This window comes from Paraburkholderia sp. MM5482-R2 (assembly GCF_050436125.1).
GTDB lineage: Bacteria > Pseudomonadota > Gammaproteobacteria > Burkholderiales > Burkholderiaceae > Paraburkholderia > Paraburkholderia tuberum.
In genome coordinates this window covers 1,769,343-1,795,542 of the sequence record NZ_JBNDLP010000003.1, presented here as the reverse complement: position 1 = coordinate 1,795,542, position 26,200 = coordinate 1,769,343, and the positions used below count along the sequence as shown (strand labels likewise).

The 26,200-nt window shown below is 64.7% G+C and carries 21 protein-coding genes; 9 read left to right on the top strand and 12 right to left on the bottom strand.

Features of this window, described 5'->3' with window-relative positions:
* The first annotated feature begins 57 nt into the window (after positions 1-57).
* From OKW37_RS30360 to OKW37_RS30350, 3 genes are all read left to right on the top strand, one after another.
* Complete coding sequence (locus OKW37_RS30360) at positions 58-1,287, top strand: HlyD family secretion protein (RefSeq protein WP_184060142.1); 1,230 nt, start codon at positions 58-60, stop codon at positions 1,285-1,287.
* Complete coding sequence (locus OKW37_RS30355) at positions 1,284-2,882, top strand: DHA2 family efflux MFS transporter permease subunit (RefSeq protein ID WP_429403122.1); 1,599 nt, start codon at positions 1,284-1,286, stop codon at positions 2,880-2,882. The genes OKW37_RS30360 and OKW37_RS30355 overlap by 4 nt, the downstream gene beginning before the upstream one ends.
* Before the next feature lie 70 nt (positions 2,883-2,952).
* The gene (locus OKW37_RS30350) at positions 2,953-4,545 is read left to right on the top strand and encodes an efflux transporter outer membrane subunit (protein WP_429404325.1); all 1,593 of its coding nucleotides are present in this window, start codon (positions 2,953-2,955) and stop codon (positions 4,543-4,545) included.
* Between the two features lie 22 nt (positions 4,546-4,567).
* Here OKW37_RS30350 and OKW37_RS30345 read toward each other — a convergent pair whose 3' ends face one another.
* The 3 genes from OKW37_RS30345 to glgX all read right to left on the bottom strand — a co-directional run bounded on the left by OKW37_RS30345 (position 4,568) and on the right by glgX (position 9,184).
* Positions 4,568-6,547, bottom strand: a complete 1,980-nt coding sequence (locus OKW37_RS30345; protein WP_429403121.1) for an AI-2E family transporter — start codon at positions 6,545-6,547, stop codon at positions 4,568-4,570.
* A 95-nt stretch (positions 6,548-6,642) separates the two neighbouring features.
* The gene (locus tag OKW37_RS30340; RefSeq protein ID WP_429403120.1) at positions 6,643-6,819 is read right to left on the bottom strand and encodes a DUF2934 domain-containing protein; all 177 of its coding nucleotides are present in this window, start codon (positions 6,817-6,819) and stop codon (positions 6,643-6,645) included.
* Between the two features lie 151 nt (positions 6,820-6,970).
* Complete coding sequence (gene glgX, locus OKW37_RS30335) at positions 6,971-9,184, bottom strand: glycogen debranching protein GlgX (RefSeq protein ID WP_429403119.1); 2,214 nt, start codon at positions 9,182-9,184, stop codon at positions 6,971-6,973.
* A 292-nt stretch (positions 9,185-9,476) separates the two neighbouring features.
* On the opposite strand from glgX, the gene OKW37_RS30330 reads away from it, so the two are divergent.
* A complete protein-coding gene (locus OKW37_RS30330) occupies positions 9,477-9,899 on the top strand; it encodes a PRC-barrel domain-containing protein (protein ID WP_184060132.1) in 423 nt (140 codons plus the stop codon).
* Positions 9,900-9,970: 71 nt separating this feature from the next.
* Here the strand turns inward: OKW37_RS30330 and OKW37_RS30325 are convergent, their stop codons facing one another.
* The 8 genes from OKW37_RS30325 to OKW37_RS30290 all read right to left on the bottom strand — a co-directional run bounded on the left by OKW37_RS30325 (position 9,971) and on the right by OKW37_RS30290 (position 19,173).
* On the bottom strand, positions 9,971-12,232 hold the full coding sequence (locus OKW37_RS30325; RefSeq protein WP_429403118.1) for a xanthine dehydrogenase family protein molybdopterin-binding subunit: 2,262 nt from the start codon (positions 12,230-12,232) through the stop codon (positions 9,971-9,973).
* On the bottom strand, positions 12,229-13,236 hold the full coding sequence (locus tag OKW37_RS30320) for an FAD binding domain-containing protein (protein ID WP_429403117.1): 1,008 nt from the start codon (positions 13,234-13,236) through the stop codon (positions 12,229-12,231). The genes OKW37_RS30325 and OKW37_RS30320 overlap by 4 nt, the downstream gene beginning before the upstream one ends.
* A complete protein-coding gene (locus tag OKW37_RS30315; RefSeq protein WP_429403116.1) occupies positions 13,233-13,793 on the bottom strand; it encodes a (2Fe-2S)-binding protein in 561 nt (186 codons plus the stop codon). Before OKW37_RS30315 ends, OKW37_RS30320 begins: the two co-directional genes overlap by 4 nt.
* A gap of 154 nt (positions 13,794-13,947) precedes the next feature.
* A complete protein-coding gene (locus OKW37_RS30310) occupies positions 13,948-14,262 on the bottom strand; it encodes a hypothetical protein (protein WP_184060127.1) in 315 nt (104 codons plus the stop codon).
* Positions 14,263-14,349: 87 nt separating this feature from the next.
* On the bottom strand, positions 14,350-15,216 hold the full coding sequence (locus OKW37_RS30305; RefSeq protein WP_184062277.1) for a glucose 1-dehydrogenase: 867 nt from the start codon (positions 15,214-15,216) through the stop codon (positions 14,350-14,352).
* Between the two features lie 270 nt (positions 15,217-15,486).
* On the bottom strand, positions 15,487-15,963 hold the full coding sequence (locus OKW37_RS30300; RefSeq protein ID WP_018425151.1) for a response regulator: 477 nt from the start codon (positions 15,961-15,963) through the stop codon (positions 15,487-15,489).
* 443 nt (positions 15,964-16,406) lie between these two features.
* Positions 16,407-18,080: an ATP-dependent DNA ligase gene (locus tag OKW37_RS30295; RefSeq protein WP_429403115.1), complete on the bottom strand. Its 1,674-nt coding sequence runs from the start codon at positions 18,078-18,080 to the stop codon at positions 16,407-16,409.
* Between the two features lie 10 nt (positions 18,081-18,090).
* On the bottom strand, positions 18,091-19,173 hold the full coding sequence (locus tag OKW37_RS30290) for a ligase-associated DNA damage response exonuclease (RefSeq protein WP_429403114.1): 1,083 nt from the start codon (positions 19,171-19,173) through the stop codon (positions 18,091-18,093).
* Between the two features lie 159 nt (positions 19,174-19,332).
* Here OKW37_RS30290 and OKW37_RS30285 point away from each other — a divergent pair, with 159 nt between their 5' ends.
* The 5 genes from OKW37_RS30285 to OKW37_RS30265 all read left to right on the top strand — a co-directional run bounded on the left by OKW37_RS30285 (position 19,333) and on the right by OKW37_RS30265 (position 24,707).
* Complete coding sequence (locus OKW37_RS30285; protein ID WP_090809917.1) at positions 19,333-20,235, top strand: YihY/virulence factor BrkB family protein; 903 nt, start codon at positions 19,333-19,335, stop codon at positions 20,233-20,235.
* A gap of 96 nt (positions 20,236-20,331) precedes the next feature.
* The gene (locus tag OKW37_RS30280) at positions 20,332-22,167 is read left to right on the top strand and encodes a thiamine pyrophosphate-requiring protein (RefSeq protein WP_429403113.1); all 1,836 of its coding nucleotides are present in this window, start codon (positions 20,332-20,334) and stop codon (positions 22,165-22,167) included.
* 229 nt (positions 22,168-22,396) lie between these two features.
* On the top strand, positions 22,397-23,497 hold the full coding sequence (gene zapE / locus OKW37_RS30275; protein WP_429403112.1) for a cell division protein ZapE: 1,101 nt from the start codon (positions 22,397-22,399) through the stop codon (positions 23,495-23,497).
* A 250-nt stretch (positions 23,498-23,747) separates the two neighbouring features.
* Entirely contained in the window at positions 23,748-24,176 is a 429-nt protein-coding gene (locus OKW37_RS30270) for a VOC family protein (protein WP_429403111.1), read from the top strand.
* A 228-nt stretch (positions 24,177-24,404) separates the two neighbouring features.
* Positions 24,405-24,707: a hypothetical protein gene (locus OKW37_RS30265; protein WP_429403110.1), complete on the top strand. Its 303-nt coding sequence runs from the start codon at positions 24,405-24,407 to the stop codon at positions 24,705-24,707.
* Positions 24,708-25,182: 475 nt separating this feature from the next.
* Here OKW37_RS30265 and OKW37_RS30260 read toward each other — a convergent pair whose 3' ends face one another.
* Positions 25,183-26,094, bottom strand: a complete 912-nt coding sequence (locus OKW37_RS30260) for an AraC family transcriptional regulator (protein WP_260321133.1) — start codon at positions 26,092-26,094, stop codon at positions 25,183-25,185.
* Positions 26,095-26,200: the final 106 nt, after the last annotated feature.

Genomic DNA, 26,200 nt, shown 5'->3' with positions numbered 1-26,200 from the left:
TGGCATCTATTGCACTCCCCCATTCTCAACCCACTGGAACGACGGAAACGACTCACCATGTCAGACGAGACCGGCTCGGCCAGCACCGGGCAGGAAGCATTCGGGCGTGATGCGCCGCACGGCGATGATCGCCGCGACGGCAACGACGAACGCGATGGCGTCGGCAAACGCGGCGACCAGGGCCGCGCTGACGGCAAACATGGCAACGGCAACAGCGACAAGGACAACGGCGACGACGGTCAGCAGAAAAAGACGCCCGGCAAGAAGCCGCTGATCATCCTCGGCGCGGTCGTGATCCTGATTGGCATCGTCGGCTTCGTCTGGTGGTTCGCGACGCGCAACGAGGTGACGACCGACGACGCCTACACCGATGGCAACGCGATCACGATGGCGCCGAAAGTCTCCGGCTACGTGGTGACGCTCGCGGTCGACGACAACCAGTTCGTGCACAAGGGCGACCTGCTGCTCGTGATCGACAAGCGAGACTACCAGGCGCAGGTCGATCAGGCGAAGGCGCAGCTTGGTCTTGCAAAGGCGCAATTGAACGCCGCGCAGGTGCAGCTCGACATCGCGCGCGTGCAGTATCCGGCGCAGTATCGCCAGGCGAAGGCGCAAACCTCGTCGGCGGAAGCGAATCTGCGCGAGGCGCAAGCCTCCTGGCAGCGTCAGCACACGGTCGATCCGCGCGCGACCACGCAGCAGAACGTCGATACCGCCGACGCACAGCGCCAGTCGGCCAACGCGAGCCTCGAGCAGGCGCGCGCGCAGCAGCGGACCGCGAGCCTCGTGCCGCAGCAGTTGCGCGAGGCCGAGGCCGCCGTCGACGAACGCCGCCAGCAGGTGCATCAGGCCGAGGCACAGCTCGAACAGGCGCAGCTGAATCTGTCGTACTGCGAAGTGCGCGCGCCGTCGGATGGCTGGATCACGCGGCGCAACGTGCAGCTCGGCAGCTTCCTGAGCGCGGGCGTGTCGCTGTTCTCGATCGTCACGCCGCAGGTGTGGGTCACCGCGAACTTCAAGGAGTCGCAGCTCGACCGCTTGCGCCCCGGCGACAAGGTCGAAGTCGACGTCGACGCGTATCCGAAGCTCGATCTGCGCGGCCACGTGGATAGCGTGCAACTCGGCAGCGGCTCGCGCTTCTCGGCGTTCCCGACCGAAAACGCAACCGGCAACTTCGTGAAGATCGTGCAGCGGGTACCGGTCAAGATCATCATCGACGAAGGTCTGCCGCGCGATCATCCGCTCGGGCTGGGCTTGTCGGTCACGCCGAAGGTGTACCTGAAATGACGGCGTCCGACGCGCCCGGCGAGGCGTCGCCCGGCGATGCGTCGAACTGGAAGCCATCCGCGAATCCGTGGTTGATCGCGATCGTCGTCACGCTCGCCGCGTTCATGGAAGTGCTCGACACGACCATCGTCAACGTCGCGCTGCCGCACATCGCGGGCACGATGTCTGCCAGTTACGACGAAGCGACGTGGACGCTGACCTCATATCTGGTCGCCAACGGCATCGTGCTGCCGATCTCGGGTTTCTTCGGTCGGCTGTTCGGGCGCAAGCGCTATTTCCTCCTCTGCATCATTGCGTTCACCGTGTGCTCGTTTCTATGCGGCATCGCGACCGATCTGTGGCAGCTGATCATCTTCCGCTGTTTGCAGGGCTTTTTCGGCGGCGGACTGCAACCGAACCAGCAATCGATCATTCTCGACACGTTCCCGCCGCAGCAGCGCGGCCGCGCGTTTTCGATCTCGGCGGTCGCGATCGTCGTCGCGCCGGTGCTGGGACCCACGCTCGGCGGCTGGATCACCGACAACTTTTCGTGGCGCTGGGTGTTCCTCGTGAACGTGCCGTTCGGCGTGCTGACCTCGCTCGCGGTGATGCAACTGGTCGAGGATCCGCCGTGGAAACGCAAGGGCGATCTGCGCGTGTCGGTGGATTACGTGGGCATCCTTTTGATCGCGATCGGCCTCGGCTGCCTGCAGGTGATGCTCGATCGCGGCGAGGACGACGACTGGTTTTCGTCGAACTTCATTCGCACGTTCGCAGTGCTCGCGGTGTCGGGCATCGTCGGTGCGACGTACTGGCTGCTGTACACGAAGAAGCCGGTCGTCGATCTGCGCTGTCTGAAGGACCGCAACTTCGCGCTCGGCTGCGTGACGATCGCCGCGTTCGCGACGATTCTGTATGGCAGCGCGGTGCTCGTGCCACAGCTCGCGCAACAGCAGCTCGGCTATACGGCGATGCTCGCGGGCCTCGTGCTGTCGCCTGGCGCTGTGCTGATCACGATGGAAATTCCACTGATCAGCAAAATGATGCCGTACGTGCAGACGCGTTTTCTGGTGGCCACCGGCTTCGGGCTGCTCGCGTGCGCGCTCGCGTATTCGCACACGCTGGTGCCGGACATCGACTACTTCACGCTGGTGAAGATGCGCAGCGCGCAGTCGCTGGCGATCGGCTTCCTGTTCGTGCCGATCACGACGCTTGCGTATCTGACGGTACCGCCGCGACTGAACGACGACGCGTCCGCGCTGTTCACGATGTTCCGCAACGTCGCGGGTTCGATCGGTATCTCGCTGTCGACCGCGATGGTTCGCGAGCGCACGCAGGCACGCATGGCGCATCTGTCGGAGTTCATGTCGCCGCTTTCACAGAATTACAACGATACGTTGCAACGCAACGCGCGGACGATCGCGGACATCAATGGCATGCCGCTTTCTCAGGCGCTGCAAACGGCCAACGGTCATCTGTACACCACGTACATCTCGCAGGCGACGTTCCTTGCCTATGTCGACGTGTTCGCGTTCCTCGCGATTTTCTGCACGCTTTGCATTCCGATCACGATTTTCTTTTCACCGGCCAAGGCGTCCGGCGGCGGAGGACATTGAAGTGAAGCCTGGTTTGAAGCGCGGCGTTCCCGAACCCGCCACGTGTTTGATTGCCTGTGTCGTCGTCGGCATGTCCGCGCTGCTCGCGTCCTGCACGGTCGGCCCCGACTTTCATGCGCCGTACGCCGACGTGCCGGCGCAGTGGCACGATACGCAGCGCACCGCGGCGAATGCCGCCGCGAGCGACGCGTCCGTAACGAGGCCCAACGTCGCTTCGGTGCCCACCCTCGACACCGATCCCGACCCGCTCTGGTGGCGCAGTTTCAACGATCAGACGCTCGACGCGCTGATCACGCGCGCCGCGCTCGGCAATCTGGACTTGCAGCAAGCGGTGCTGCGCATCGTCGAAGCGCGCACCCAGGTCCAATCGGCGGCCGCGCAGGGTCTGCCGAATCTGCGCGCGACCGGCAGCTATCAGCGCGAGCAGCTTGGCCTCAAGGGTTTTCTGCAGGAGAACGGCGCCTACGACAAGGTCGATCAGCTCGGCGCGCCCAATTCGCCCGTCAATGCGATCGCACCGGGCGCGGGCGCCGCGTTGCAAAAAGGCGCGAACAACCTGCTCGACCAGTTGAGCGCGCCGATCAATCTATGGCAGGTCGGCTTCGACGCAACCTGGGAACTCGATCTGTTCGGCCGCGTGCGTCGCTCGGTCGAGGCCGCGAGCGCGCAAACCGAGGCCGCGTACGAGAGCCGCAACGACGCGTTGCTGTCGCTCGAAGCCGAGGTCGCGCAGACCTATATGCAGCTGCGCGGCGCGCAAACCTTGCACAACATCGCGATGAGCCTCGTCGAGCAGCAAGCCGAGACCGTCGGGTTGACGCAGAACAAGGCGAAGGTCGGGCTCGCGAGCGAGCTCGACGTGCAAAGCGCGCGGGCGCAGCTCGCGCAAACGAAAACGCAGTTGCCGCAATACGATCAGCAGATTGCCCAGTCGCTCAACGCGCTCGCGTATCTGATCGGCGAGCCGCCCGGCGCGCTCGAAGCGCAACTGAGCACGCCGCAAACCGTGCCGCCGGTGCCGCCCGTCGTGCCGATAGGCTTGCCGTCGACGCTCGCGCGGCGCCGGCCCGACATCCGCCGCGCCGAGGCGAATCTGCATGCGGCAACGGCCAGTGTCGGCGTCGCGGTCGCGCAGTTCTACCCCGACGTGTCGCTGACCGGCCAGGCCGGCATGCGCGCGACGAATGCCCGCGATCTCGCGCGCTGGTCGCACCTGTTCTATTCGTTCGGGCCCACCGTGTCTCTGCCGATTTTCCAGGGCGGCGCGCTGGTAGCCAATCTGCGCATGTCGAAGGCCCAACAGGCCGAAGCCGCGCTCGATTACCGCAAGACCGTGCTGAGCGCGCTGAGGGACGTCGACAACGCGCTGGTCGTCTATCGCACCGATCAGGCGCGGCGCGATGCGCTCGCGGACAGCGTCACCGCGCAGCAGACCTCGTTCGATCTGTCGCGCGATAGCTATCGCAAGGGCCTGACGAGCTTCATCAACGTGCTCGATGCGCAGCGGCAGCTCGCGCAGGCACGAGAGCAATACGCTCAGGGCACGACCCAGGTCAGCACCGACCTGGTGGCGCTGTACAAGGCGCTAGGCGGCGGCTGGCAGAGCGATGCCGATGCGGCAGGAGCAACGGGCGCGGCGACGCCGTCAGGCAGCGGCGGATAACCAGCCACGCTGCCGCAAGGCTTCAGCCATCCTCGAACTGCGGCTCCGCGATCACCGTTCGCGTCGCATCGAGACGACGGCACGCGGCCAGCATCTGCTGCAACGACATCACGGCGCACTCCGCTTCCAGCGATTCCTGCTGTTCCGCGCTCCACTGCTGCGTATCCTCGGGTGTCCAAAGGCCGACCACGATCGACGCATTCGGCAAGCGCGTGCGGATGCGCCGGATCAGATTGCGCAGATGCGACGGAATGCCGTCGATCTGCAGATACAGAAGGCAGACGATGCCCACGTCGTCCGCCACGAGGCTGTCGATCGACGCGCGCGACACCGCCTCGTGCGGCAGCGAGCGCGCCGCGAAGCCGTGCTTGCCGAGCAACTGCAGCAGAATGATCGTCGCGAGCGCATCGAGCGGGCCACGGCCCGGCAGGCACAACACGCGGCTCGTCGGCGCATGCGAGGCGAACACGGCCGCGGCGTCGACCGATCGTGGCATCGCCCGCGCGGCCTGCGTTTCGTCGGAAGGTGCCAGCGGCCCCACTGCGGCCGGCTTCGCCTGCGTCGCGAGCGGCGCGGGCTCGCGATCCTCGTAGCCGTCGAGGCCGTCGACCAGGTCGTTGGTCGTCGACTCGATGCGCGCGAGTTGCGTGCTCGTCACGCTGCCGCGCGTCACGTCGTTGGCCGCGAGCCGCAAGCCCTTGATCGCGACTTCGTCGTAATAGGCCGACAGCGAGCGGTCGCGCAATAGCACTTCGGCCTGCTCGATCGCGTCATCCGGATCGCCGGCGAGCGCGCGTTGATAGAAGTTTTCGACCGGCGTCAGCGCGGGCTGATCGCCGAGCAGCACGTCGAGAAACTCGAGACGCCGCACGTGCCGGCCGAGCACCAGCAGACACAGCGTCAACGGTGTCGACAGGATCAGTCCGATCGGCCCCCAGATCCAGCTCCAGAAGATCGCCGCGACCACCACCGAAAACGGCGACAGGCCGGTGCTGCGCCCATACAGCAGCGGCTCGACCACCTGCCCCACCGCTAGCTCCGCGACCACGAACAGCACCAGCGACCAGATCGCCATCGCCCAGCCGGGACTGACCGCGGCGGCGAGCGCGGTGGGCAGTATCGCCGCGATCCAGATGCCGACGTAGGGCACGAGCCGCAGCAGCGCCGCGAGAATGCCCCACAGGATCGGGCTCGGCACGCCGATCAGAAACAGCCCCGTCCCGATAACGACGCCGACGCCGGTGTTGACGCCGAGTTGTGACACGAAGTAGCGGCTCAGGCGCCGCGCGGTCTCGTCCATCACCGTGGTCGTGCGGTGCAGGTCGCGCGAGCCGAACAGCCGGATCGCGCGATCGCGCAGGTCGTCGCGTTGCAGCAGGATCACGATCGTGACGACGAAAACGATGAACGCGGTTGCCAACGGACTGATGGCCGGCGACAGCACCCGTCGCGCGAGCTCGAACGGCGTCGGCACCGGCTCGCGCACTTCCACCGGCACCGCCGTCGACGCCTGCGGACTCGCCGCGGCCGCGGCGCCGTTCGGCGCTCGCGGCTGCGGCGGCTCGATCGTCGCGCGCTGCAATGCCTGCCCCGCCTCGCTCGCGAAACGGTTCAGCTTGCCGATCGTCAGACTGTGCACGGTGTCGATCTTGTGCTGGATGGTCGCCTGATAGCGCGGCATGCCGGCCGCGAGATCGGTCAGCTGTGTGGCGATTACCGCGCACAGCAGCGCGATGACCGACACCGAGATCAGGACCGCCGCGCACACCGACGCGACATGGCCGAGCTTGAGCCGGGACAGCGCATCGGCGAGCGGTGCGACGAGAAAGCTCAACAGGATCGCGAGCGTGATCGGAATCATCACCGCGCTCGCGACGTACAGGCATGCGACCGCGATCACGCCGACGCCGAACGTGACGAGGCCCTCGATACCGAATGCGGTGGAGGCCGCCTGAATGCGCGAGGCGGCGCTCGTGCCGCGCGGCTCGGGTGTGTCGTTCATGTTGCGAAGCGAAAATCGGGCATGGGAAAACGGTCTCTGAGCCGCACGCGGTTCGCCGGCTCGGAGTCTTATTACTCAATACCGTTGAGCAATGTCTATTTCATCGAATCGTCCGACACCGGCCCGCTCTCGACCGGTGGTGCCTCCTTCTCGATCTCACTGCGGGCCTGCTCCCAGTATTGCTCGGGCGTGCCCTTCGGCTCGGCCGCCTGCTCCCACAGATAGTAGGCGCGCGTGCGGATCTGCTCGTCGACGCTTGGTTCCTGTTCCATTTGTTCACTCCAGCTTGGCCATTTGCGTGCGCACGCCTGCCGTGGCGAAGCTCGGAGACGCGTGCGTATCGTCAACAACAGCGGGAGCAAACCTTGTACCTGTGCTGCGGCCCGCTTTTGCAACAGGGCTGGCGTCGCTCGCCAGCCTGCACTAGCCTGGCGCGGAGTCGCCTTCGTCGGAAGTCAACTGCTCTTCGAGGCGGTCGAACACGCGCTGCGTCGCGCGGCTCGGCGCTTCGAGCGCGAACAGCAGCAGCGAGCGGCCGGTCACCTGGTAGGCATCGCCCGCGCTGAATTGCGGCAGCTCGGCGCGCACCGGCATGTTGGTGTCGACGAGGCAGGTCCAAAAATCGCCCTCGGGAATGTCGGGCAGCGTGAAGTTGACGACGTCGTGATACGCGTTCAGCACCAGCAGCAAGGTCGCGTCGGACGCGAGACGGCGAATGCCGCTCGCCTGCGCACGTCCGTCGATCACGAGGCCGAAGCAGCGCATCGCCGGATCGGCCCACTGCTCGCCCGTGATGTCGGTGCCGTCCGGCGATAGCCAGCGCGTGTCGGTCACGTCGAGCGTCTCGTTGTATTCGCCAGTCAGAAAACGGCCGCGCCTCAGCACCGGCAAACGGTGGCGCAACGTGGTCAGATTGCGCACGAACTCGGTCAGCGCGCGGCCGTCGTCGTCGATCGCATCCCAATCGACCCAGCTGATCTCGTTGTCCTGGCAATACGCGTTGTTGTTGCCCTGCTGCGTGCGGCCGAATTCGTCGCCGGCGAGGATCATCGGCGTGCCCTGCGACAGCAGCAGCGTCGCGAGCAGATTGCGCTTCTGGCGCTCGCGTTGCTGGCGGATGTCGGCGTCGTCGGTCGGTCCTTCGGCGCCCATGTTCCACGACTTGTTGTCCGAATGGCCGTCGCGGTTGTCCTCGCCGTTTGCCTCGTTGTGCTTGTCGTTGTACGAGACCAGATCGTTCAGCGTGAAGCCGTCGTGCGCGGCGATGAAGTTCACGCTCGCCCACGGCCGCCGGCCGCGATGATTGAACTTGTCGCCCGACGCGGTGACGCGCGTCGCGAGATCGGCGGCGGTGCCCTCGTCACCCTTCCAGTACGCCCGCGCGGTGTCGCGGAAGCGATCGTTCCATTCGGCCCAGCCCGGCGGGAAACCGCCCACCTGATAGCCGCCGGGGCCGCAATCCCACGGCTCGGCGATCAGCCGGATGCTGGAGAGGACCGGGTCCTGGCGGCAGCTGTCGAGAAAGCCGCCGCCCTCGTCGAAGCCGTGATCTTCGCGGCCGAGGATCGTCGCGAGATCGAAGCGGAAACCGTCCACTTTCATTTCGGTGACCCAGTAGCGCAGGCTGTCGGTCACCATCTGCAGCACGCGCGGATGCGACAGGTTCAGCGTATTGCCGGTGCCGGTGTCGTTGATGTAGTAGCGCGGCTCGTCGGGCATCAGCCGGTAGTACGACGCGTTGTCGATGCCCTTGAACGAGACCGTCGGGCCGCGTTCGTTGCCTTCGGCCGTGTGGTTGTACACGACGTCGAGTATCACTTCGAGATCGGCCTGGTGAAACCGGTCGACCATCTCCTTGAATTCGCCGACCGACTCGGTCGACGACGCGAAAAAGCGCGGATCGGCCGCGAAAAAGCCGATCGTGTTGTAACCCCAGTAGTTCGTGAGACCCTTGTCGAGCAGATGGCTGTCGTTGACGAAAGTCTGGATCGGCATCAGCTCGACCGAGGTCACGCCAAGGCTGCGGATATGGTCGAGCACCGGCTGCTGCGCCAGACCCGCGAACGTGCCGCGCAAACGCTCGGGCACCCGCGGATGACGTTTCGTGTAGCCGCGCACGTGCGTCTCGTAGAGAATCACGCGCTCCCACGGCAGCGCGTTGCGCTCCGGATGGCTCCACGAAAAATTCGCGTCGACCACCTTGCACTTCGGCACGAAAGGCGCGCTATCGCGTTCATCGAATGACAGGTCGAGCTCTTCCGAGCCGAGCGTATAGCCGAAGATTTCCGGCGCCCATATAAGCTCGCCGATGTGCGCCTTCGCATAGGGATCGAGCAGCAGCTTGTTCGGATTGAAGCGATGCCCGTTTTCGGGCTCGTAGGGACCATGCACGCGATATCCATAGACGGCACCCGGTTTCAGATTCGGTACGAACACATGCCATACCTCGTCGGTGTATTCGGGCAGCTCGATCCGTTCGAGTTCGTGTTGGCCAGTTTCATCGAACAGACACAGTTCGACTTTGGTTGCGTGCGCGGAGAACAACGCGAAGTTGACGCCACTGCCGTTCCATGTCGCGCCGAGCGGAAAAGGCGTGCCTTCGGCAATGCGTGTCGAGTAGCTGGCTGGGGAAGACATAGGTGTTCTCAATGGCTGCAAGGAGGTGTGTATCTCAGGGTCATGCATGTGTTTTTTTCAACTGCCTTTCCACGTGTTCTTTGCTGCTCATTGTTCCAGTGTAGGCATTGGAGGCCCGCGCGCCGGACATTGCACCGCGCGAGCAGCGGGCCGGTGCGTGTAGCAACTTGTGGGCCTGATGCGCCTCGCTTTCCCTCAGCTCAAAGTCGCGGCATGAGATTTGCAGCATACCGGCAAGGCGCACGCATTGCGCGCCGTCGAAACGCCACCACACCAAACCGGGAGAACACAGATGATGCGCAACCCGCAGATCACACCGCTGGCCGCTTCCGCATCGCTTCTCGCCGCCATGACGCTGATTTCCGCGTTGGGCACGTGCGGCAGCGCGTTCGCGCAAGGCGCGCCGCAGGCGATCACCGAAAAACGCACGGACGTCGTGCAGCTCGCGAGCGGCTATCGCGCGTCGAAGCTGTCGGGCGCGGACGTGTACAACCGCAACAAGGACAACATCGGCACGCTCGACGATCTGATCGTGTCGCCGGGCACCGAGCGCACCACGTATGCGATCCTGTCGGTCGGCGGCTTTCTCGGCATGGGCAAGCATCTGGTCGCCGTGCCGTTCAACGATCTGCAGATCGACAACCGGCGCGTCGTGCTGCCCGAGGCGACGAAGAAATCGCTCGAGGCGTTGCCGGAGTTCAAGTACGCGAATTGAGCGCGGCGTTGCCGCGTCGAATCGATCGACGCGGCAACGGGCCGTCCATGCACAGGCGTTCAGGGGCGTAGTCAGCCGAGCAGCTTGTCGGGCGTAATGGGCAAATCGCGGATGCGTTTGCCGGTCGCATGCCAGATCGCGTTGCACACTGCCGCGGCCACGCCCACCACGCCGATTTCGCCGACACCTTTGACGCCGAGCGGATTGACGATGTCATCGCGCTCGTCGACGAATAGCACGTCGATCTCGTGAATGTCGGCATTCACCGGCATGTGATATTCGGCGAGGTTGTGATTCATCTGGCGTCCTAGCGCGTGATCGAACTGGCCGTGCTCGTGCAGCGCCATGCTGATGCCCCACACGACGCCGCCCGCGACCTGATTGCCCGCCGTCTTCGGATTGACGATGCGTCCCGCCGCGACCGCGCTGACCACGCGCGTCACCCGCACAGTGCCGAGCGCTGCGTCGACGCGCACTTCGGCGAACACCGCCGAATGCGTGCCCATCGAATACGCCTGCTGCTTTTCGTGCGGCTTCACGCTGGCCTGCTCTTCGAGTTCGTCCAGCCCGGCGCGCTGCAACAGCGTCGCAATCGCGATCGAGTCGTCCTCGTGTGGGCCGCACACGAGCCGGTTGCGCTCGCGCCGTACGTGTTCGCGAGTCGCCGACGCGAACCGTGCCCCACCATGTTCGCGCGCCAGTTCAACCAGACTGTTGTGCAGGCGCGTGCACGCGGCGTCGACTGCGCTGCCCACCGACGACACGGTCCACGATCCGCCCTCGATCGGCGCCTTCGGCAGCCGGGTGTCGCCGAGTTCGAAGCTGACGTCGCCGAGCGGCACGCCGAGCGCATCGGCGGCGATCTGCGTCATCGCGGTGTAGGTTCCGGTGCCGATATCGGCGGTCGAACTCGACACGCTGACGCGGCCATCGGGCGTCAACACCGCGCGTGCGGCCGCTTCGTTCTGCATCGCGTCCCACGCACCGGTCGCCATGCCCCAGCCGATCAACTCGTTGCCGTCGCGGCGTGCGCGCGCCTCGAGCGGCCGCCCCGCCCAGCCGAAGCGGGCCGCGCCTTCGCGATAGCAGTCGCGCAGCGCCTTGCTCGAAAACGGCAGGTTCTTGTTCGCGTCACGCTCCGCATAGTTGACGAGCCTCAATTCGAGCGGGTCCATCCGCAATGCCTCGGCCAGTTCGTCCATCGCGACTTCGAGCGCAAAGAGCCCTTGTGTCGCGCCGGGCGCGCGCATGTCGGCCGGTGTCGGCACGTCGAGCTTCGCGACCCTGTAGCCCATCGACACGTTGTCGCATCGATACAGCTGCCCCGCCCAGTTGACCACCACGTCGCAGTAGTCCTCGTAGCGCGAGGTTTCCGACACCGCCTCGTGGATCACCGCCTGCAGGCGGCCATCCGCCGACGCGCCGAGCGCGACGCGCTGCACCGTTTGCGGACGATGCGCGAAGGTGAACATCTGCTGCCGGGTCAGCGTGACGCGCACGGGTTTCTTCAGTTCGCGCGCGGCCATTACCGCGAGCGCCAGATGATATTGCGGCCGCAAGCCGGAGCCGAACGCGCCGCCGACGAACGGCGACACCACCTGCACTTCGTCGTCTTTCAAACCGAACACACGCGTCAGATAGCCCTTCGTATTGACGACGCCCTGAGTCTTTTCATAGACGGTCAAGCGTCCTTGCGCATCGGGCACCACGGTGCATCCGTGCATTTCCATCGGATTGTGATACTCCGGTGGTGTCGTGTAGAACGCGTCCACGCGCGCCTTTGCATCGGCCAAGGCCTTGCGTGGGTCGCCACGCTCGGGCGGAGGCGGATCGAAGCCGCCCTTCTCCACCGACGGCGGCACGGCGCTCGTCAACGCTGCTTCGATATCGGTCTGGTGCGAGCCGGCCTCGTAACGCACCTGCACCAGCGACGCCGCGTAGCGCGCCAGTTCCAGCGATTGGGCGACCACCAGCGCGACCGGCTGCCCGCTGTACCACACGCGCTCGTCCCACAGCGGCCTCAATGGCGTGCCGCCGGGCGCGACCATGTCCTTGAACGCGTCGACGTCCGACGGCAGCGCCGGGCGCTTGCGATGCGTGAGCACGAGCAGCACGCCGGACAGCGCCTCGGCGGCCGAGGTATCGATCGACACGATCTTGCCTGCCGCGATCGTGCCCGACACGACGACGCCATACACGAGCCCTTCGACGCAGAACTCGGCGGCATATTGCGCGGCGCCGGTCACTTTGACGGGCCCGTCCACACGCGAATGCGGCACGCCGGTGGCAGGCTTCGGGCTGCCTGTCGACGGCAAGGTTTCGGCACGGTTCATCGCGCGGCCTCCTCGAACGAACGTTGTGTGGCCTCGCCGAAGGCGCGCACGATCACGCGCGCCGCGAGTTCGATCTTGAACGCGTTGTCGCGCTGAGCGCGCGCACCGCGCAGCAGCGTCGCCGCAAAGTCGCGCAACGTTCGCGCGTTCAGCGTCGCGCCGCGCAGTGCGGTTTCGGCGGCGGGATCGCGCCACGGCTTGTGCGCGACCCCGCCGAGCGCGCAACGCGCGTCGACGATCCGCGACTCGTCATCGAGTTCGACGCCGACCGCGGCCGACACCAGCGCGAACGCATACGATGCGCGGTCGCGCACCTTCACGTACGCGTGATGCGCGGCAAAACCTTGCGGCGGCAGTTCGATCGCGGTCACGAGTTCGTCGTCGCGCAGGTTGGTGTCGATCTGCGGCGTATCGCCGGGCAGCCGGTGAAAATCCGCGAACGGCAGCGTGCGTGCGCCGTCGTTGCCGATCAGATGCACGGTGGCGCCGAGCGCCGCCAACGCGACGCACATATCGGACGGATGCACGGCGATGCAGTGCTCGCTGGCACCGAGGATCGCGTGAATGCGGTTCACGCCGTGCAGCGCCGGACAGCCGCTGCCGGGTTCGCGCTTGTTGCACGGCGTGCCCACGTCGTAGAAGTAGTAGCAGCGCGTACGTTGCAGCAGATTGCCGCCGACCGTCGCGACGTTGCGAATCTGCGGCGACGCGCCCGCCAGGATCGCTTTCGCGAGCAGCGGGTAGCGTGTCGCGACGGTATCGTCATACGCGAGCGCGCTATTGGTGACGAGCGCGCCGATCTTCAGGCCGCCTTGCGCCGACGCTTCGATCTGCCTGAGCGGCAAACGGTTGATGTCGACGAGCAAAGCCGGGCGCGCCACGTCTTCGCGCAGCAGGTCGACCAGATTCGTGCCGCCCGCGAGGAACGCGGCGCCCCTGTCCGAACGATGCCGTTCGAGCGCATCCTGCACCGCATCGGCGCGCGTGTACGAGAAGCGGTTCATGGCCGCGCTCCAGATTTATTCGCGACCGCACTGTCTTGCCTTGCGTCATCGTCACCGAAATTCGCAGCGTCGAGAATCGCCGCGACGATGTTCGGATACGCGCCGCAGCGGCACAGATTGCCGCTCATCTGCTCGCGCACATCGTCCGCGCAGCGCGCATGTCCTTCTTCGAGCATCGCGTACGCCGAGCAGATTTGTCCGGGCGTACAGTAGCCGCACTGGAACGCGTCGTGATCGATGAACGCCTGCTGCAGCGGATGCAACGTGTCGCCGTTCGCGAGACCTTCGATCGTCGTGATCGATGCGCCGTCGTACACGACCGCGAGCGCGAGGCAGGTATTGATCCGCTGGCCATTGACGATCGCCGTACAAGCGCCGCATTGACCGTGATCGCAGCCCTTCTTGGTGCCGCTCAGGTGCGCATGCTCGCGCAGCAGATCGAGCAGCGAGGTCCACGCCTCGACGTCGAAGCGCCGCGTCTCGCCGTTGATCTCGAACGTCAATGCATGCGACGCGGGCGCGTCGCCCCGGGCGGTTTCAGCATCGGGGGTAGCCATCGGATTTCCTCCTCACAAGGCTCGCGCAAGCAGTGCGGCGCGCGACGGAACTCAACGCAATTCGAACCAATGCAAAGCGGCGACAGCGCGCGAGCGCGATGCCGCCGCGGCGTCCGGCGCGTCGCGAGGCAGGCCGACGCGCTCGACGGATCGCTTATTGCCCCGCCCCACTACCCGCGCGCGGCGGCGTCGCGCCTTTGAAGCGCCTGTTGGTGGTTTTCCCATTGCCGCCGCCGGCGACGCCATTGGTGGCGCCCCCCGATTCGCCGACATTGCCGTTCGCGTTGTTCGCGCTGGTCGTGTCCGGCGTGCGCGATTCTTCCAGGCTTGCGCCGGGTTGCGCGGCAGACTTGCTGTTTTGCATGGACGGATTGGTACCGGTCTGCGCGAAGCCCGCCTGCGCAAAGCCTAGCGCGAAGCAGCCTGAAACGAGCGCGGCAGCCAGTTTGACGGATACATCGATCTTCATGGCACTCTCCCTTAAGACGTTATGAAAACCCACTGCGCGAACCTCGTACGTGAGCGCAGGCGGCCATGCCGCCATCAGTTCGACAACCTAAATAATCGGCGCGCCGCCCGTTACCGCAATCGTCGCGCCCGAGATGTAGCTCGCTTCATCCGACGCGAGCATCACGTACGCGGCGGCCAGTTCGGCCGGTTGGCCGGGGCGCTTCATCGGCACCTGCTTGCCGAACTGCTCGACCTTGTCTGCCGGCATCGTCGATGGAATCAACGGCGTCCAGATCGGTCCCGGCGCCACGCAGTTCGCGCGAATGCCCTTTTCCGCGAGCAATTGCGCGAGGCCACCGGTGAAGTTCTGGATCGCGCCCTTGGTGGTCGCATACGCGATCAGACCAGGATTCGGATGATCGGCATTGATCGACGAAGTATTGATGATCGCGCCGCCCGGCTTCATATGGCGCACCGCCGCGCGCGTGATCCTGAACATCGCGCCGATGTTGGTATCGAAGGTCTTGTCCCATTCTTCGTCGCTGATCGCATCGAGCGACGGATAGCTCATCTGATACGCGGCGTTGTTGACCACCACGTCGAGCCGGCCGAATGCCTCGATCGCCTTGTCGACGATCGCATCGCAATGCGTGCGATCGCGGATATCGCCGCCGACCAGCACCGCCTTGCGACCCGCGTCCTCGACCCAGCGCGCGGTCTCGCGCGCATCGTCGTCTTCGTCGAGATAGGCGATCAGCACATCCGCACCTTCGCGCGCGAACGCGATCGCGACCGCGCGGCCGATGCCGCTGTCGCCGCCGGTCACGATCGCCGCCTTGCCAGCGAGACGCCCCGAACCTTCATAGGTTTTCTCGCCGTGATCCGGTTGCGGGTTCATGTCGGCCGTGCGGCCGGGCCTCTGGTCCTGCTGCTGTTCAGGAAACGGCGGTGCCGGACGTTGCGTGTCGCTCATGTCGGATCTCCCTCGGTGCGAATGACCATGGGCGGCGCGCACGAGCGCGCCGCGTCATCGGTCTTTCAGCAACGAGTGGGCCTGCCTGCAATAGCGAGAGGAAACTGCTGCGCGCCGGGCGGCGCAGGGGCACGCATGGCTTAAGAAACTGCGTTGGACAGAACGGTGGCGGACAGATGGCAGATTGATGACAAATAGATTCGCAGAGCGACGAGTGCGATTTTCTGGCGACGACCGTGCAGAAATAACAGAACTATCAGTGAGTTTTCGCTAACAACGTGATTCAGATGATGGCTCCGCCGCATGCAACGCCGCCGCCGATTCGAGCACGCGCAGCAGACGCTCGGGTGTCAACGGTTTGGCGCAATGCGCGTCGAAGCCGGCGGCCTTCGCGAGCGCGCGATCGTCGCGCGACGCAAACGCGGTACATGCGACCAGCAGCATGTGTGAAGTCTGCGGATGCGCGCGCAGCCGCCGCGCGAGTTCGAGCCCGTCGAGTCCAGGCATCTTGATGTCGAGCACCACCGCGAACGGCTGCCATTCGCGCGCGGTCTCGCACACGGCAAACGGATCGTCGAGCGCGCGGCATTCGAAGCCGTCGGCCATCAATAGCATTTGCAGCGCATCGGCCGCTTCCCGGTAATCGTCGACTACCAGCACGCGACGATGCGCGGCCATCGCATAGCGGATTGGTCGCCATACGAGCACGTCGTCGCTGCTGTCCACGTTGTCGTTGAACACAGTCATTTTTTCTCGCCCTTTTACATTGGCCCTGAAGGGCATCCGCGCCACACGTGCAAGATTCGATCCCGTTGCGTCTGCCGGACTACGACCGGTTTTTTGTTATTTCCGCTTCGCTCGGACGATGCCGCGGCCAGCACGCCTGGTCGCGCATTCCGACGTTGCAATCACCTGGAATGCGGGATTCAGCGTGCCCATTCATCACGGCGTTTGAATGACGGCGCCTGCGATGTGCGCGCTGCGCAACATCGATCGACGCACTGTCCTTGTGCGATCCGTCTCGTTCAGAGGCGTCGCACGATATCGGTATTTCAACGGATTGAGGGGTCCACGCAATGCAAGCCGCAATCGCACTTATGGCGCGAATCGATGACGCGGTCTTATCAAAAGAATAAGCGACGATGCCGATAAAAAAATGCTCGACATGTTAGGGGTTTGTGCTCTGCGGGTTATCCCGCACGATTATCGATAAACCCCTTCAGCATCGCGAGCGTATCTGCGTCGTCGATGTGTTTGTCCGTGCGCCAGCGCAGCATGCGCGGAAAACGCACGGCCACGCCGGACTTGTGACGCGAACTCGCTTGTATCCCTTCGAAGCCGATCTCGAACACGAGCGTTGGCGTCACGCTGCGCACCGGGCCGAATTTATCGACGGTGGTCTTGCGCACGATCGCATCGACCCGACGCATCTCTTCATCTGTGAGCCCTGAATAGGCCTTCGCGAACGGCACCAACGTGCGCACGCCGTCGGCCTCGTCCCACACCGCGAACGTGTAGTCCGTGTAAAGACTCGCGCGACGGCCATGACCGCGCTGCGCGTAAATAAGTACAGCGTCCACCGCATAAGGCTCGATCTTCCATTTCCACCACGTGCCCGACGCCTTGGTACGACCGACGCCGTACATCGACTCGCGCTCCTTGAGCATCAAACCTTCGACGCCGCGCGCGCGGCTCTCGTCGCGCAACGCCGCGAGCGCGCTCCAGTCCGCTGCAAGGACGAGCGGCGATATGCGCAGCAGACCACGCGCGAGCGTGCCATCGACGGAGCTGGCCAGCGCATCGAGGCGTGCGCGCCGTTCAGCGAGCGGGTTCATGCGCTGGTCCTGTCCGTTTGCTTCGAGCAGGTCGTATGCGAGCAGCGCGGCGGGCGAATCCGCGAGTATCTTGCGCGTCAGCGTCTTGCGCGCGATGCGCGGTTGCAGCCGCGCGAACGGCAATGGCGCTGCCGCGCCTGGCTCCCACGCGAGAATCTCGCCATCGATCACGTAGCCATCGGGTAATGACTCGCCCAATGCCGCGACTTCGGGAAAACGATCGGTAATCAGATCCTCGCCGCGCGACCACAACCACACGCGGCCGCCGCGTTTGACGAGTTGCGCGCGTATGCCGTCCCACTTCCACTCGATCAGCCAGTGCGCGGGATCGCCGAGCGTCGCCGGATCGGTCTGCAAGGGATGCGCGAGAAAGAACGGATACGGCAGGCCGAGGTCGCTATCGTGTTCAGGCGCGTGCGCTTGCGGATCGTCGTCGGTCTGCGGCGCGATCAGACGCAGATAGCGCGCCGCATCGGGCTTCTGTTGCGAATCGGTCCAGCCGACCATTCGTTGCGCGATCCGCTTGTGATCGACGCCGGCCACTTCGGCGAGCGCACGCACCACCAGTTGCCGCGCGACGCCGACACGAAAGCCGCCGCCGATCAGCTTGGTCAGCAGGAAACGACCGCCCCAGTCGAGTTCGTCCCAGTAGCTGAGCAGACGCCTGCGCAACTCGTCGGGCGGCAGGCCGCGCAGCGGCAGCATGCGTTGCTCGATCCATTGCGTGAGACCCAGCTCGGAGTTGCGCGACGCGGGCGGCAGGATATGCGCGATGGTCTCGGCCAGATCGCCCACCGCGTGATACGACTCCTCGAACAGCCACTCGGGCAAGCCGGCGCGCTCGCGCGCGATTTCGGTCAGCAAACGCGTCGGCACGAGTTGACGCGGCTTGCCGCCCGCGAGGAAATACGACGCCCATGCCGCGTCTTCGGGGTCGGCCACCGAGAAATAACTGGTCAGCGCCGCGAGCTTGTCGTGCGTCGACGTGGTCGCATCGAGCGCGGTGTAGAGAGCCGCGAAGCGTTTCATACGGTGCCCGTCATGATTCGCTCGCCGCCGGCGCCTGGTCGGCGCCGGCCGCATCGGCTTCGACGGTATCGTCGCCGTATTGCGTTTCGAACGCGCTGGCGTGCAGGCCCTGCTCGTTGAGCCAGCGCACCATCGGTTCGATCGAGCCATGCGTGACGATCACGCGGGAGGCGCCGCTCTCGCGTATCGCCGTTTGCAAACCCGGCCAGTCCGCGTGATCCGACAGCACGAAGCCACGATCGACGCCGCGCCGGCGACGCGCGCCGCGCAGGCGCATCCAGCCCGACGCGAACGCATCGCTGTAGTCGCCGAAGCGCTTGAGCCACGCGCTGTTCTGCGCGGACGGCGGCGCGACGATCAGCGCCTGTTTGAATACGCCCTTGTCTTTCGCGGCAATCTCGCCGATCAGACCGAGCGCCGGCAGACGCACGCCCGTGTCGCGATACGCGCGATTGAGCGGCTCGAGCGCGCCGTGGCAGAAGATCGGCCCGATCGCCGCATCGACGCTCGCGAGCACGCGTTGCGCCTTGCCGAATGAATAGCAGAACAGCACCGACGCGCGCCCTTCGGAGGCGTTGTGACGCCACCATGAATCGATCGAATCGAACACGCTTTGCGGCGTATCCCAGCGATAGATCGGCAGACCGAAGGTCGATTCGGTGATGAACGTATCGCAGCGCACCGGTTCGAACGCGGCGCAGGTCGGATCGGCTTCGAGCTTGTAGTCGCCCGACGCCACCCACACGCGGCCCGCGTATTCGATCCGCACCTGCGCCGAGCCGAGCACGTGCCCGGCCGGATGCAGCGACACGCGCGCCGCGCCAATCGTCAGCGGCTCGCCGTAGTCGAGCGTGTGCAGCGCGATGCCGGGCAGCCGCGATAGCAGCACGCTCGCGCCCGCGCGCGCGGCCAGGTAGCGCTGATGACCGAAACGCGCGTGGTCGGAATGCGCATGTGTGATCACCGCGCGTTCGACCGGCCACCACGGATCGATGTAAAAATCGCCGGGCGGGCAATACAGTCCCTCCGGCCGCGCGATCACCAGATCGTTGGCTTGCGGCGCGGTGTCGGTCTGACGCGGCGACTGATCCATCGGCTGTCCTCGGCAAGGGAACGCGATCTTGCGAACGCGGCCAAGCAAACTATATGCCGCGCCATTGATGGCCCCGTTTCTGCTTACGGTATATAAAGCACACAGGCGTGTCGAGAGCGGCTGCCATCCGGCAGTGCCCGGCGCGCACCGCGAGGCCTCATGCCGATCCTGCTCGACCAGCAAGCGCTGTATATCGCCAGACATCCCTGGCGCTTCCTGCTGCAAACGCTGAAAGCGTTTCGCGCTAACCAGGGGCTGCTGCTCGCGGGCGCGGTCGCGTACTACGCGTTGCTGTCCATCGTGCCGCTGCTGATCCTGATCGTCATCGTGTTGTCGCGCGTGGTGCCGCAGCAGCTGGTGCTCGACGCGCTTGCGCATCTGCTGCGCTGGCTCGTGCCCGGACAATCGGCCGCGCTCGTGCGTGAGCTGTCGAACTTCCTGCTGCACCGCGCGGTAATCGGCTGGGTACTGCTGCTGACGATGATCTTCTTCAGCTCGCTCGCGTTCACCGTGCTCGAAAACGCGATGTCGCTGATCTTCGTGCATCGGGTCGTCGTGAAGCGGCGCCACTTCCTGATCTCGGCGCTGCTGCCGTACTGCTACATCCTGTTTCTTGGCGTGGGACTGCTGATCGTCACGTTCGTGTCGAGCGCGCTCGACACGATCGGCGCAGAAGGACTCAGACTGTTCGGCCTGCACGTGTCGTTGCAGGGCTTCTCGCGAGTGATGCTGTATCTGTTCGGGCTCGCCGGCGAAATCTTCGTGCTGACCTCGGTGTATCTGGTGATGCCGGTGGGACGGCCATCGCTCAAACACGCGCTGATCGGCGGCGTGGTGGCCGGCGCGTTGTGGGAGATCACGCGGCACGTGCTGGTCTGGTATTTCGCCACGCTGTCGCAGGTCAGCGTCGTCTATGGTTCGCTGACGATGGCGATCGTGATCCTGCTCAGCTTCGAATGGCTCGCCACCTTGCTGCTGTTCGGCGCGCAGGTGATATCGCAATACGAGCGCTTCGGCCACGAACCGCTCGACGCGCCGCAGCCGAGGATCAAGACCGGGTAGCAAGCCATTCGCAAGGAACAACCCTTGCTCGCCGATACCGACGACGGCCGCCCGTTTCGCAGGGCGGCATCGACTGTCTATCGAGGAGCGAGGATCATGGCTGAAACCGTCGGCGATTTCATCATCGGGCGGCTGCACGCATGGGGTGTGCGGCGAATCTACGGCTATCCGGGCGACGGCATCAACGGCGTGTTCGGCGCGTTGAACCGCGCGCAGAGCGAAGCGAAGAAACGCCACAAAAGCACGGATCAGCCGGGCCCGATCGAATTCATTCAGGTCCGTCACGAAGAAATGGCCGCGTTCATGGCCTCCGCGCATGCGAAGTTCACCGGCGAGTTGGGCGTGTGCATCGCCACCTCGGGGCCGGGCGCATCGCATCTGCTGACGGGGCTGTACGACGCGCGCATGGATCACATGCCGGTGCTCGCGATCACTGGTCAGCAGGCGCGCGCGGCGATCGGCGGACACTATCAGCAGGAGCTCGATCTGCCCGCGATGTTCAAGGACGTGGCCGGCTCGTTCGTCGGCTTTGCGACGATGCCCGCGCAGGTCCGTCATCTGGTCGATCGCGCGGTGCGCATCGCGCTCGCCGAGCGCGCGGTCACGGCGCTGATACTGCCGAACGATCTGCAGGACATCCCCTACGAGCCGCCGGGGCGCAAGCATGGCACGCTGCATTCGGGCATCGGTTACGCGCGCCCGCGCGTCGTGCCGAGCGACGAGCAGTTGCGCCAGGCCGCCGACGTGCTGAACGCGGGCCGCAAGGTCGCGATCCTGGTCGGCGCGGGCGCGCTGCACGCGACCGACGAAGTGATCGCGATCGCCGAGAAGCTCGGCGCCGGCGTCGCCAAGGCGCTGCTCGGCAAGGCCGCGCTGCCCGACGATCTGCCGTGGGTGACCGGTTCGATCGGCCTGCTCGGCACGAAGCCGAGCTACGACATGATGACCCATTGCGATACGTTGCTGATGATCGGCTCGGGCTTCCCCTACTCGGAATTTCTGCCGAAGGAAGGCGACGCGCGCGGCGTGCAGATCGACATCAAGGCCGACATGCTGAGCCTGCGTTATCCGATGGAAGTGAACCTCGTCGGCGATAGCGCCGAGACGCTGCGCGCGCTGCTGCCGCTGCTCGAGGAAAAGAAGGATCGGCTGTGGCGCGAGCGCATCGAAGGCTGGGTGTCCGACTGGTGGAAGACGCTGGAGAAACGCGCGCACGAACCCGCGAAAGATGGCCTGAATCCGCAGCTCTCGGTATGGGAGCTGTCGAAGCGCATTCCCTCGAACGCGATCGTCACCAGCGATTCGGGCTCGGTCGCGAACTGGTACGCACGCGATCTGCAAGTGCAGCGCGGCATGATGTGCTCGCTGTCGGGCGGGCTCGCGTCGATGGGCGCGGCCGTGCCCTATGCGATCGCCGCGAAGTTCGCGTACCCCGAGCGGCCCGTGATTGCGCTCGTCGGTGACGGCGCGATGCAGATGAACAACATGGCGGAGCTGGTCACGGTTGCGAAGTACTGGCAAGGCTGGAGCGATCCGCGCTGGATCTGCATGGTGCTCAACAATGGCGACCTGAATCAGGTCACGTGGGAGCAGCGCGTGATGGAAGGCGATCCAAAGTTCGAGGCCTCGCAGAGCATTCCGTCCGTGCCGTATCACCGCTTCGCGGAACTGATCGGTCTGAAGGGCATCTATGTCGACAATCCCGATCAGATGGCCACCGCCTGGGACGACGCGCTCGCGTCGAATCGTCCGGTCGTGATCGAGGTGAAGGCCGATCCGAACGTGCCGCCGTTGCCGCCGCACGTCACGCTCGCGCAGGCCAAAGCGTTCGCCGAGACGTTGATGAAGGGCGACCCCGATCAGCGCAACGTGGTGGTCGAAACCGCGAAGCAGGTGCTCGGTGCCGTGCTGCCGGGGCATCACGACAAATGACGCGGTAGCGGCTCGACGACGCGTGTGCGCGCCAACGTTCGACGCAGAACGTGGCTGGTAAAATGGCGCGCGCTCCGTGCACGCGCTCATTGGGTCTGCTTCGCCGCAGGCCATCACGTCGGCCGTTATCTCATGCTCACACACGTCCTCGCCGTTTTCGCGGCGGCCCACACTGCGTCATTCGCGCAAGTCGCATCATTCGCGTCATCAGGCATGCACGCTCTTGGCCATGCTTGACGAAACCCGCATCGCGCGCGCATTGACCGCGCGCGGCATCTCTGCCGATGCACGGCAGCGCGAGGCCATCGGCGCGCTCGTCGGGTTGGTCGGCGCGCAGCAGCGCGCGCGGCAGGCATGGTCCACCGCCGCGTTCGGGCCGCAAGGCGTCTACTGTCACGGACTGCCGGGCCGCGGTAAGAGCCTCGTCGTCGATACGCTGTTCGAGCTTGCGCCATGCCGCAAACGGCGCCTGCATTTCCACGAGTTCCTGCGCGAAATGAACCGCCGGCTCGTGCACGCGCCGCGCGGCGACAACCGGCTCGGCGACGTGTCGCGGCAATGGCTCGACGGTATCGAGCTGCTGTGCTTCGACGAATTCCATGTGCACGATATCGCCGACGCGTTCCTGATGGGCCGCTTTCTCGACACCGCGATCAAGCTGGGCACGCGTATCGTGCTGACGTCGAACTACGCACCGGACGATCTGTTGCCCGACCCCGAGTTTCACGAGCGCTTTCTGCCGACCATCGCGCAGATCAAACGCGGCTTCACGGTGATCCATTTCGACGGCGTGCGCGATTACCGCTTCGGCGGCGAAGCGGCCGAGGTGCCGCGCTTTTTCGCGCCGCTCGACGCATCGAGCGAGGCCGCGTTGCGCGATATCTTCACGGGCCATGAACGCGACGCTGCGATCGAGCCGGTCAGGATGAGCGCGGCGGGCCGGCCGCTCGAAGCGCGGGCAGCCGGCCGCGCGCTGCTGTGGGCGGACTTCGAGCAGTTGTGCGTCGCAAGCCGCTCGCACCTCGACTACCTCGATCTCGCCGAGCAATGGCAAGGCTTGATCGTCGATCGTCTGCATACGGAAGCGCTGAGGCAGCCGCATACGCTGCAGCGACTCGTCTGGCTCATCGACATCTTCTACGACCGCAAGCGTGCGCTCTTCATCGCCTCCGATCAGCCGATCGAGACCGCGTTGATCGGTCTCGAAGGCGCGCATGATCTGTCGCGTACGCTGAGCCGGCTTGCCGAGATGCAGTCGCGCGCATATCGCAGCACGCTTGAACGAGGCGGCGAGGACAACGCGCAAGACGGCATCAACGCCAAGGCTTGATGGCCGGGCATCGGACCCGCGCGCATTTCTGCAATTCTTGCAAAGCGACGGTAAAGCGTGCCAACGCCGTTTCGCGTCGACGCACGCGCCACGGCGCCGGGCGATGCATCGCCGGCCCCCCGAAACAAGCCTACACTCAACCATGCCATGCCCTGCGGTACCGGAAAACTCGCCGCCAGATCAGTTCGATGGGCGTGGGCGAACATGTTCGCTCTTCATCGCGCCGCTCTTTCGCGGCAAAGGAGAAGCCATGGAAAAGATCCCAAAAGCCACGGCCTTGTTCATCGCAGGTTTTGGCCCGATTGTGATTGATGCCCAGGCAAGCCGCGATCTCTACGGTCGGGCCTTCGGTATCCCCTTCAAGGAAGAGAACGGCGGCTATCTCCATACGGAGGGTCTGAACGGCGCAAACTCTTTCGCCTTGTGGCCGCTCTCCCACGCCTCCCAGTCGTGCTTCGGCACGGATTCGTGGCCTCGCGACGTACCCATCCCGCAAGCCTGGATCGAGTTTGATGTCGACGACGTCCAGGCGGCAACGGCGGAACTTGAATCGCAAGGGTATCGGATGCTGGTCAGGAACCGGAATGAGCCGTGGGGCCAGACGGTCAGTCGCTTCATCGGGCCGGAAGGATTGCTGGTCGGAATCACGTTTACGCCGTGGATGCGGGAACAGAAATGATGGGCAGCCACAGTGGCAGTCTTGCGCGCGGTGACTGATAGCCTCAGATTGGGGACCAGCGCGCGTCAGGTTACCGGTTAGCGCCGAAAATCGATATTCACCATTGTGAATAATGCGCGTAACTATCAGCCACCGCTTTCCTAAACTTGGCATTAGGCGAGCACGACGGAAACAGTGCGGAAGCATCGTTTGCGTCGAAATCGCAGTCCAACCAAGGAGAAGCGTGTCATGAACAAGTCAACCACCACATTGATCGCGGCCGTCGCCGCACTCACGCTGTCGGGCGGCGTATATGCACAAAGCAACAACACGCTGGCGACTCCGAGCACACAGTCGCCGGCCGCTGCAACGAGTGGCTACGGCACGCCTGGTGCCACCAACACGGACAGCGGCGCCGGGTCGCCGACCTCGGGCCAGCCGACCTGGGGCCAGCCGAATAGCGCCAACAGTAGCTCGACGGCCCGCCCCCCCGCTTACGGGGTTAACAACTCGCTGGCGACCCCAACCACAAAGTCGCCAGCAGGCCAATGAGAGCAATCAAGGCTGGCAACCGGGCGCAAATGAGCGCAATGCGACCAGGCGGTTCAATTTCGTCGGGCGTAGCGTGACCGGATAGCCGCGACTGGCAACACAGATCGCGACGGTAGAAAAAAGTTGGTGTGACTGGCCGGTCATAACGCGCCAGAAGGTCGAGTTCGCCCCAACGTGTCGGCCTGTGTGCCAAAACGTCTCGATTGAGCTTCCCCCGAAATTTCGCCTTCCAGTAGGTCGTGCATAAAATCGACCCAAAGGAAGGAAAGAAGAGATGTTCAAGGTACCAAACCAGGTGTACACGGCGGAGTTCAAGGCGGCGGCCGCGCAACGAATCAAGGACGGACCTCGGTCAGTTAATCCGTTGGCTCGGTGGTTTGCATCGCCGCTTGAAAACGGCCGCCGTCCCTGTATCCCCCTAACTTTCGGACAATCGGCGTGACATCGAACAATCGCGCTCACCGGTGCGGCAAATTCAGTGCGACGAGACATAAGCCGTATCAGCGAATACTGCCGGGATCGCGAAGCTCTCGCGCATACGCTTAGCCTCTGCGGCAGGCGTCAAGCCAAACAGACGCCTGAATTCCCTGCTGAACTGGGACGGGCTCGCATAACCCACAGCGTGTCCCGCCGCCTCCGCGGTTAGTTCCTTGCGCACCATTAACAGGCGAGCCTGATGAAGGCGCGTCGACTTCACATATTGCATCGGCGACACCTGCGTAATCGCCTTGAAGTGGCTGTGGAAACTCGGAATGCTCATGCCCGCTTCGTCGGCCAGTTGCCTCACGTCGAGGGGCTGCGCATAGCTTGCATGAATCAGGCGGAGTGAGCGGCCTATCTGGCCGAACTGTCCTCGCATCGCCAAAGCCTCGCGCAACGAGCCTCCCTGGGCTCCGGTGAGCACCCGGAAATACAGTTCACGCAGCAGCCCGGCGCCCAACACAGCAGATTCGAGTGGCCGATGCATCGCCTCGAGGAAGCGCAGCACGGACGCTTGCATTGCGTCATCCATCGGCGTCGACATCATGCTTTGAGGTGCTGGTGCGCACTCCCCCACGCCTTCGCGGTCGATCCGCTCCGCAAGTTCGGCGGCCAATGCGAAATCGAGGTGCAGATACAGCGCGAGCAGTGGGCGCTCCTCGGTTGCGTCGGTCTCCATGCTGAACGGCACGGGCACGGACACGGCCAGGTAGTGACGCTCGTCGTACAGGTAGAGCTGGTCGCCGAAATAACCTCGCTTGCGGCCCTGGCAGACGATCACGATACCGGGATCGTACAGAACGGGCGTGCGCGATAGCGCCCGGTTCGACCGCAAGATGCGGACGCTCGGCAGTGCCGTCAGGTTGTAGCCCTCGTCAGGCGCCAACGCGCGTAGCAGGACAATCATGCGTTTCTGGCTTCGAGAGGATAGAGCTGGATGCTGGGCCAAAGCGCGTATCGTGTTCATAGTTTTATGCAAGAAAATCAGCGGAATTCGGCTTAATTTGCCTCGC

What these genes read in the sequence shown, in the direction of transcription:
- OKW37_RS30340 (WP_429403120.1), bottom strand. Translation starts at nt 6,819, where the DNA reads ATGGAACAGGAACCAAGCGTCGACGAGCAGATCCGCACGCGCGCCTAC.
- OKW37_RS30360 (WP_184060142.1), top strand. Translation starts at nt 58, where the DNA reads ATGTCAGACGAGACCGGCTCGGCCAGCACCGGGCAGGAAGCATTCGGG.
- OKW37_RS30290 (WP_429403114.1), bottom strand. Translation starts at nt 19,173, where the DNA reads ATGGATCAGTCGCCGCGTCAGACCGACACCGCGCCGCAAGCCAACGAT.
- OKW37_RS30325 (WP_429403118.1), bottom strand. Translation starts at nt 12,232, where the DNA reads ATGAACCGTGCCGAAACCTTGCCGTCGACAGGCAGCCCGAAGCCTGCC.
- OKW37_RS30330 (WP_184060132.1), top strand. Translation starts at nt 9,477, where the DNA reads ATGATGCGCAACCCGCAGATCACACCGCTGGCCGCTTCCGCATCGCTT.
- OKW37_RS30305 (WP_184062277.1), bottom strand. Translation starts at nt 15,216, where the DNA reads ATGAGCGACACGCAACGTCCGGCACCGCCGTTTCCTGAACAGCAGCAG.
- OKW37_RS30355 (WP_429403122.1), top strand. Translation starts at nt 1,284, where the DNA reads ATGACGGCGTCCGACGCGCCCGGCGAGGCGTCGCCCGGCGATGCGTCG.
- zapE (WP_429403112.1), top strand. Translation starts at nt 22,397, where the DNA reads ATGCTTGACGAAACCCGCATCGCGCGCGCATTGACCGCGCGCGGCATC.
- OKW37_RS30345 (WP_429403121.1), bottom strand. Translation starts at nt 6,547, where the DNA reads ATGAACGACACACCCGAGCCGCGCGGCACGAGCGCCGCCTCGCGCATT.
- OKW37_RS30280 (WP_429403113.1), top strand. Translation starts at nt 20,332, where the DNA reads ATGGCTGAAACCGTCGGCGATTTCATCATCGGGCGGCTGCACGCATGG.
- OKW37_RS30300 (WP_018425151.1), bottom strand. Translation starts at nt 15,963, where the DNA reads ATGACTGTGTTCAACGACAACGTGGACAGCAGCGACGACGTGCTCGTA.
- OKW37_RS30350 (WP_429404325.1), top strand. Translation starts at nt 2,953, where the DNA reads ATGTCCGCGCTGCTCGCGTCCTGCACGGTCGGCCCCGACTTTCATGCG.
- OKW37_RS30265 (WP_429403110.1), top strand. Translation starts at nt 24,405, where the DNA reads ATGAACAAGTCAACCACCACATTGATCGCGGCCGTCGCCGCACTCACG.
- OKW37_RS30310 (WP_184060127.1), bottom strand. Translation starts at nt 14,262, where the DNA reads ATGAAGATCGATGTATCCGTCAAACTGGCTGCCGCGCTCGTTTCAGGC.
- OKW37_RS30315 (WP_429403116.1), bottom strand. Translation starts at nt 13,793, where the DNA reads ATGGCTACCCCCGATGCTGAAACCGCCCGGGGCGACGCGCCCGCGTCG.
- OKW37_RS30285 (WP_090809917.1), top strand. Translation starts at nt 19,333, where the DNA reads ATGCCGATCCTGCTCGACCAGCAAGCGCTGTATATCGCCAGACATCCC.
- OKW37_RS30295 (WP_429403115.1), bottom strand. Translation starts at nt 18,080, where the DNA reads ATGAAACGCTTCGCGGCTCTCTACACCGCGCTCGATGCGACCACGTCG.
- OKW37_RS30260 (WP_260321133.1), bottom strand. Translation starts at nt 26,094, where the DNA reads ATGATTGTCCTGCTACGCGCGTTGGCGCCTGACGAGGGCTACAACCTG.
- glgX (WP_429403119.1), bottom strand. Translation starts at nt 9,184, where the DNA reads ATGTCTTCCCCAGCCAGCTACTCGACACGCATTGCCGAAGGCACGCCT.
- OKW37_RS30320 (WP_429403117.1), bottom strand. Translation starts at nt 13,236, where the DNA reads ATGAACCGCTTCTCGTACACGCGCGCCGATGCGGTGCAGGATGCGCTC.
- OKW37_RS30270 (WP_429403111.1), top strand. Translation starts at nt 23,748, where the DNA reads ATGGAAAAGATCCCAAAAGCCACGGCCTTGTTCATCGCAGGTTTTGGC.